At 45.3% G+C, this 6148-nt stretch carries 4 protein-coding genes; 2 read left to right on the top strand and 2 right to left on the bottom strand.

The window, feature by feature from the left end; all coding sequences use genetic code 11:
- Window positions 1-2266: HEAT repeat domain-containing protein (locus V7K61_RS21670; protein WP_335056398.1), on the top strand; the 2266-nt coding region annotated here is incomplete at its 5' end.
- Between the two features lie 966 nt (window positions 2267-3232).
- On the top strand, window positions 3233-4903 hold the full coding sequence (locus V7K61_RS21665) for an MBL fold metallo-hydrolase (RefSeq protein WP_335056396.1): 1671 nt from the start codon (window positions 3233-3235) through the stop codon (window positions 4901-4903).
- 54 nt (window positions 4904-4957) lie between these two features.
- On the opposite strand, the gene V7K61_RS21660 is transcribed toward V7K61_RS21665, so the two are convergent.
- Together V7K61_RS21660 and V7K61_RS21655 are read right to left on the bottom strand one after the other, a co-directional pair.
- The gene (locus V7K61_RS21660; protein ID WP_012408115.1) at window positions 4958-5269 is read right to left on the bottom strand and encodes a DUF6679 family protein; all 312 of its coding nucleotides are present in this window, start codon (window positions 5267-5269) and stop codon (window positions 4958-4960) included.
- A 575-nt stretch (window positions 5270-5844) separates the two neighbouring features.
- Window positions 5845-6063 carry a hypothetical protein gene (locus V7K61_RS21655; RefSeq protein WP_094350459.1) on the bottom strand — a complete coding sequence of 73 codons (219 nt, stop codon included), beginning with the start codon at window positions 6061-6063 and terminating at the stop codon, window positions 5845-5847.
- Window positions 6064-6148: the final 85 nt, after the last annotated feature.

Here is a 6148-nt window from a genome sequence, read left to right as displayed (position 1 = left end):
CAACCTGGGAGAGGCGGCTACCAAGTATATCCCTGACATCGTTAACATCCTCAAGGATGAAAAGGTTGACTTAAATGTTCGTCGCAGTGCGGCATTGGCATTGGGCAACCTGGGAGAGGCGGCAACCAAGTATATCCCTGACATCGTTAACTTCCTCAAGGATGAAAAGGTTGACTCATCTGTTCGTGGCAGTGCGGCTGAGGCATTGGGCAACCTGGGAGAGGCGGCTACCAAGTATATCCCTGACATCGTTAACATCCTCAAGGATGAAAAGGTTGACTTAAATGTTCGTCGCAGTGCGGCATCGGCATTGGGCAACCTGGGAGAGGCGGCAACCAAGTATATCCCTGACATCCTTAACTTCCTCAAGGATGAAAAGGTTGACTCATATATTCGTGGCAGTGCGGCTGAGGCATTGGGAAATATAAAACAACTCAAGTTGGAAGAGGTTGTTGTAGTTTTGAATTATGTCTATGAACCAAACCAGGCAAGTCTTAAAGAAAACGGAGACTTTGAATATTGGCGGTTTTGGACTTATTTCCTGAGTGGTGGTAATGATGAAGTAAAAACGCTACTCACATGGGTAGGCAGACCTGAGAGAAAAGCAGTTCCTCCTAAACTTACCCACGAACAGGGCAAGAAAACACTAGAGGTTTTTCTCAAAGCGTGGAAACCTAGTCAGGAGTTCACAGAATTAAGAGAAGACTTAGCCAAGCAAATTTCCGAAGTTGCCACTAACAAAAGCGTGACTTGGAAATTAGATAATCTTCTCTTACTGCAAAGCCATTACAACAACCTCAAACAAGTCAACTCCACCAATGCGAATGCGGTGCAGTCAGTCATAGATAATCTGGAGGTGTGGCGATGGTTTGTCCGCGCCAGAAATACAATCCTCATCCATGCTGCCTTGTGGCTTGCCCTCATCTTTGCCTACCCCAAATTTCCCCAAGTCCAAGCCATCTTCTTCTGGAACCCTTGGGTACGCCGAATTTTCGGTGTCGGCTATGTCGGCTTTCTCCTCGCCTGGGTTCCGTTCCTGCGCCGCAAACTGTTTGAGCCGTTCCAGCCATCTCTATTAGCCGATGCAGGCTTAGATAACTTCAATGACCAATCATACTTCCCAGAGTCCAGAGTCAAAATTCCCATTTCCGAAGAAATCCTCCCAGTCACCGCAGCCTTACCCAGTATCAAAGGGCAAATAGTCTTAGAAGGCGATTCTGGTTTAGGCAAGTCGATGTTTTTGCGCCATCTGGTGAAAAACTCCCAGCAAATTCTTGTCTATCTCCCCGCCCAAAAGTGTAATAAAGGCGTAATTGAAGCCATCCAAGACAAGCTACACGGCCAAGCCCAAGATGCCGGCTTCCTCAAAAACCTGATTTACAGTGGTGCAATTGACATCTGCATCGACGGACTCAACGAAGTCACCGCCGAAACCCGCGCCAAAATCTGCCAGTTTGTCGAAAGCTATTTCCGGGGCAACATTATCATGACTACCCAGCCCCTAGAGTGGACACCCCCCTCAACAGCCAAGATATATAAATTGCAGCCCCTCGAACAACAACAAATTCAACAGTTTTTGATATCCCGTCAGCCGCGACTACCCAAAGATGCCCAAGTTCAAGGTGCTGATTACGAAAAAGCCTGCACCAACTATTTAACAGAAGTCTTCCAACAGCAACAAGCCAAAGAAGAGTTAAACGCTGTCCGCCGAATTCTTTCCAATCCAATGGATCTAACAGTGGTAGCGCTGATGTTATCACAAGGTAAACAGCCAAACTTGTTTCGCCTACAAGAACAGCAATACAATTTAATGGCGGCAGAATACCTCAAAGAATGGAATCAAGAATTTCCCTTAAAGAAATTCTCAGCCGCCGTCTACGAAATGCGACTCCAAGACAAACAAGCCTTACCCGCAGATGAATTTTACCAAGTCGCCATGTCTTTAGAAGATGAAAAATACAAGATGGTAGTCAGCCGTCAGTGGCAAGATAAAAAAGGCGAAGCCCAGAAAGAATGGAACTTCCGCCACGATAAAATCATGGATTTCTTCTTGGTGCAAAACTTTCTCGGCGAAACTGATACAGCCGAAGGACTATTAGTTGATAGAATGGGCGACCCCCGTTTTCGTGGCGTTTACTTCTTGCTAGCAACCTTACTTGAGATAGATGCAGCCAAAAAACTGCGAGAAGAATTGATTCAATACGCCGCCGACACCAAAGACAACACCGTGAGTAATACCTTCGTGCAGTTATTGCGAACAAGATAGGGCATTGGGCACTTGTACTGAGCTTATCCTGAGCGTAGCCGTTGGCGTGGTCACTGAGCGTAGTCGAGGTGCAGCCTCTCGTAGAGAAGGGCGTAGTCGTACCCCTACCCCTTCCCTACGGGACGCTACGCGAACGTGGAAGCAAGCAAGCTACGCGGTCTCGCAGAGAAGTATGGGACATTATTTATTCTCCTTGTCTCTGCTTCAATGTGCGATCGCTTTCATCGCTATGATCGAATAAACTTCTGGGCGAACCGTGAGTGAATAGTTAGGAGTTAAGAGCATCCCACAGTTTGTCCTTTTTTCATTGAGCAGATTCTAGATGAGGATTTTTACGGGCTGTAGAAAATTGCTTCTGCTGTCATATTGCTTTACATCTAGATAGACAGCTTGACCGAAAGGTTCTACAATCTGACTGATTGCGGTAAATTTACCTATTGCCCAATCCATATAAGCATAGTAAAGATTTTCTAGTGATTCCGTTTGATTGCGGAAGCACTAAATTAATATAGGAAAGTCTTTGAGTAAAGGGCAGCAGACAAATGGATGTAAAGCTGATTCTAGCCGGGTTAACAGTTATATTTACGCTTTCGTGCTTATTCTTTGGCACGAAAAATGGATTTTATGATTCAGACAACTATCACGGTAACGGCTCCGCACATTGAGATAAGTCTGTAGACCCTTTGGCGACTTGCTGTAGGGTGAGTTGACTAAAATAGCTCAGAACTTGCAAAGGGAAAATAAACAAGAGCCAGACTCCTTAAGTTACTAGCTTGATGGCTTTTCGTTAGCCCACCTTTCCGAACCAGTGCGGGTTCGTGGAGGCGTCCTCCCCAATCAAAAATCTGTATTCTCAGGGTGTAGGGGCGCACGATAAAACTTACCCCTAAGTCACAAAAGCAAAATTTGTGTAACTTTTGGCTTTTGGGATATGTCCATGATGATGAGGTTTGAGGGGAGGAGAGCATGAGGGATAATCTGTCGGCATCCTCTCGCGTAGATGCTGCGGAAGCGGGTAGTGAATTAGAATGTTTGCCCTATAGTGTCCAGCATGACAATGAGGGCGTGTGTTTATTGGTGAAAATGGGCCCACACCGCATCCTATTGGACTGTGGTTTTGAAGATATTTCATCGCTGGCTAAGGGGCTTACTAAATCGGGACTTGGAACTAGTTCGCCCCTACCAGCAGATTTAGTTTTGATTAGTCATGCCCACCCAGATCACTCCAAAGGCTTACTGGCGCTGCATAAAGCTTTTCCCAAGTTACCTATTTATGGTAGTGAGGTGACTAGTAAGTTACTGCCACTGAATTGGCTAGACGAAGACCCTGAGAAAATTTCCCAATTTTGTCATGCCTTGCCATTGCGATCGCCTATAGAATTGCAAGATGGTTTGGTGGCAGAATTATTTCCCGCAGGGCATTTACCAGGAGCAGTAGCAATTCTCCTGACCTATACCACCCAGCAGCGTAGTTACAAGCTACTGTATACAGGGGACTTTTTCTTATCAAACTCCCGACTAGTAGAAGGTTTGCGTTTAGAGGAACTGCGGGGCTTAAACTTGGATGTGCTAATCATTGAAGGTAGTTATGGCACATCCCGTCATCCTCACCGCCGCAACCAAGAAAATCAACTAGCCGAGCGAATTAATCGAGCGATCGCTGACCACTGTTCTGTAATTCTTCCCACCCCAGCTTTAGGATTAGGTCAAGAATTATTAATGCTCTTGCGATCGCATCACCACTTCACCGGACGAGATTTAGATATTTGGGTAGATGGTGCTGTTGCTACTGGGTGTGATGCATACCTTGAACTGCTACCCCATCTCCCCCCATCGGTGCAAAATTTCGCCCGCCATCAACCCTTATTTTGGGATGAACGGGTACGTCCCCGCGTGCGTCGTTTACAACCAGAACATCGCTCCAATGTGGGCAAGTCACCTTGTATTGTCCTCACTGACTCGACATCTGATTTAGGCGAACATTGCCAATTAGACACCGGCCCTTGGCTGATTCTCCTACCAGAAAAAATTGATATAAAAGTTAACAAAGAATATTTAGCACCCACAACTGTCGAAAGCTATCTCTTAGCTCAACATAGTGATGGCCCTGGTACTACGCAGCTAATTCATAATTTGCGACCCCAGCACGTCATTTTTGTCCACGGTTCCCCTGCCTATTTGGCAGACTTGACGAGTTTAGAGGAGTTGCAAAACCGCTACCACGTACATTCCCCAGCGGCTGATACCTTAGTAGAACTGCCCATCGGCGACACATTTTTACAACCGGCAGCACCTGAGACTAACTACGAAGGCGAACTGACAGAGTTAGGAACAGTAATCACAATCACCCTACCCAATGTGATTACTGCCGATCCGCGTTGGCGGCAATTTGCCGATACTGGTTTAATTGAAGCTCGTTGGCAAGGGGAAGAATTAGTATTAAGGGGATTGTCTCAACGAGAACTGCTCAACCAAAATAGCGATCGCTATACATGGACAGATGTAGACTGTTGTGGTACTTGCCGACATCAAAGGGGGCAGCGGTGTTGGAACCCAGCTTCCCCGTTGTATAACTTTAAGGTAACTCTCGAAGGTTACTGTCCTGCCTTTGAAGGCTTATCTAATCCTGAGTCCTGAATGCTTAATGCTGAGTTAGGATTTGTTACTCAGCACTTAGCACTCAGTACTGAATTATTCTGGATTCGAGTCAGTGTAACGGTTGTGGATGCGCTCTGCTTCGGGACAATCTTCAGTCATCAGAGGTTCTACATTACCGCGCGGTACTGAAGCCAATTTTTGCGTTACAGCACCAATGCTCTCGAGGCGAACCATTTCTTCCCAAGAACAAACTTCGTCCTCTTCTTCTGTTTCATAGCGTAGGGTGACTAAATCTCCCTCTATGTCTATGATGCGGGCGCGTTCAATCCAGCGTTGCTGGTCCCGCAAGAAAACACATACCTCGCGCCCATCGCAACACAGTTGATAAATCTTGCGGTGTAGCATGTACTGTTTCTGCCTTTTTAAACAACGTAGTTAAACCTGTCAAAATCTGGGTTCTACCCCATTACATTACACCTTTAAGAGGTTAATTTCACTGTTTAGAACAAGTACGCTTCATAACCCAATCCTAAGATTTGCTTCTAGTTGTCAAAATATCAGGATAATGTTGGGTCATAAATCAGATGCTCTAGCAATGAACTCAATCTCTCTCCGGCTTATTCTAGGGAATGTCTGCTTCTATAGAAGTCAGACAATTCGGTACCTGTCCTAACCAGGTTTATATTTGTTGGTGAGTCATTCCTACCATTATGTAATAAAGAATACTCCAAAACAATCGTTGATTGCGGTTGTTTAACTTGCCTACTTTTAATCATTGGCATTACTGGGAAGTCCGGGGACTTGGCTTTACTTTTACCCACTTGTATCTGATCTTAACTCATTCTCTTGCTGACCTTGATGCTTTTCAACAACAACACCGAAATAGTTTTGAGTTTTTCAGGTTTTTGTCTGAAAAAAGGCAACAGCGTAAGGGAAGAGCTAGAGGGAAAAGACCATGAGAAAATTCTACTCCAGAAGTCTCAGGAGGATTTATGTGGTAAAGGAAATTCTATAAGCACGTTCGACGAGGATGCTTCTCGTTTAATTTTTCCTGCGCGAACTGCATCGTATAGGGCTGCGAGTTCTGGCAAATCCTCTGGCTGATAGCATTTAGTGGCTAGCACCTGCTGGAGTAAACCCTCAGATTCAACACTAAGATATCCCGTTTGGAAAGCAGATGCGATAATTGTGCGAATCATCTTGATTAGGGCAGAGTGAGCAAATTATTAGGTCTAGTGTGAAACATTTTTCTCTGTTACTAATTGATATGAAACATTAATACTG

Source organism: Nostoc sp. (assembly GCF_036918015.1).
In the GTDB taxonomy this organism is placed as follows: domain Bacteria; phylum Cyanobacteriota; class Cyanobacteriia; order Cyanobacteriales; family Nostocaceae; genus Nostoc.
This window is presented reverse-complemented; position numbering and strand designations above follow the sequence as displayed.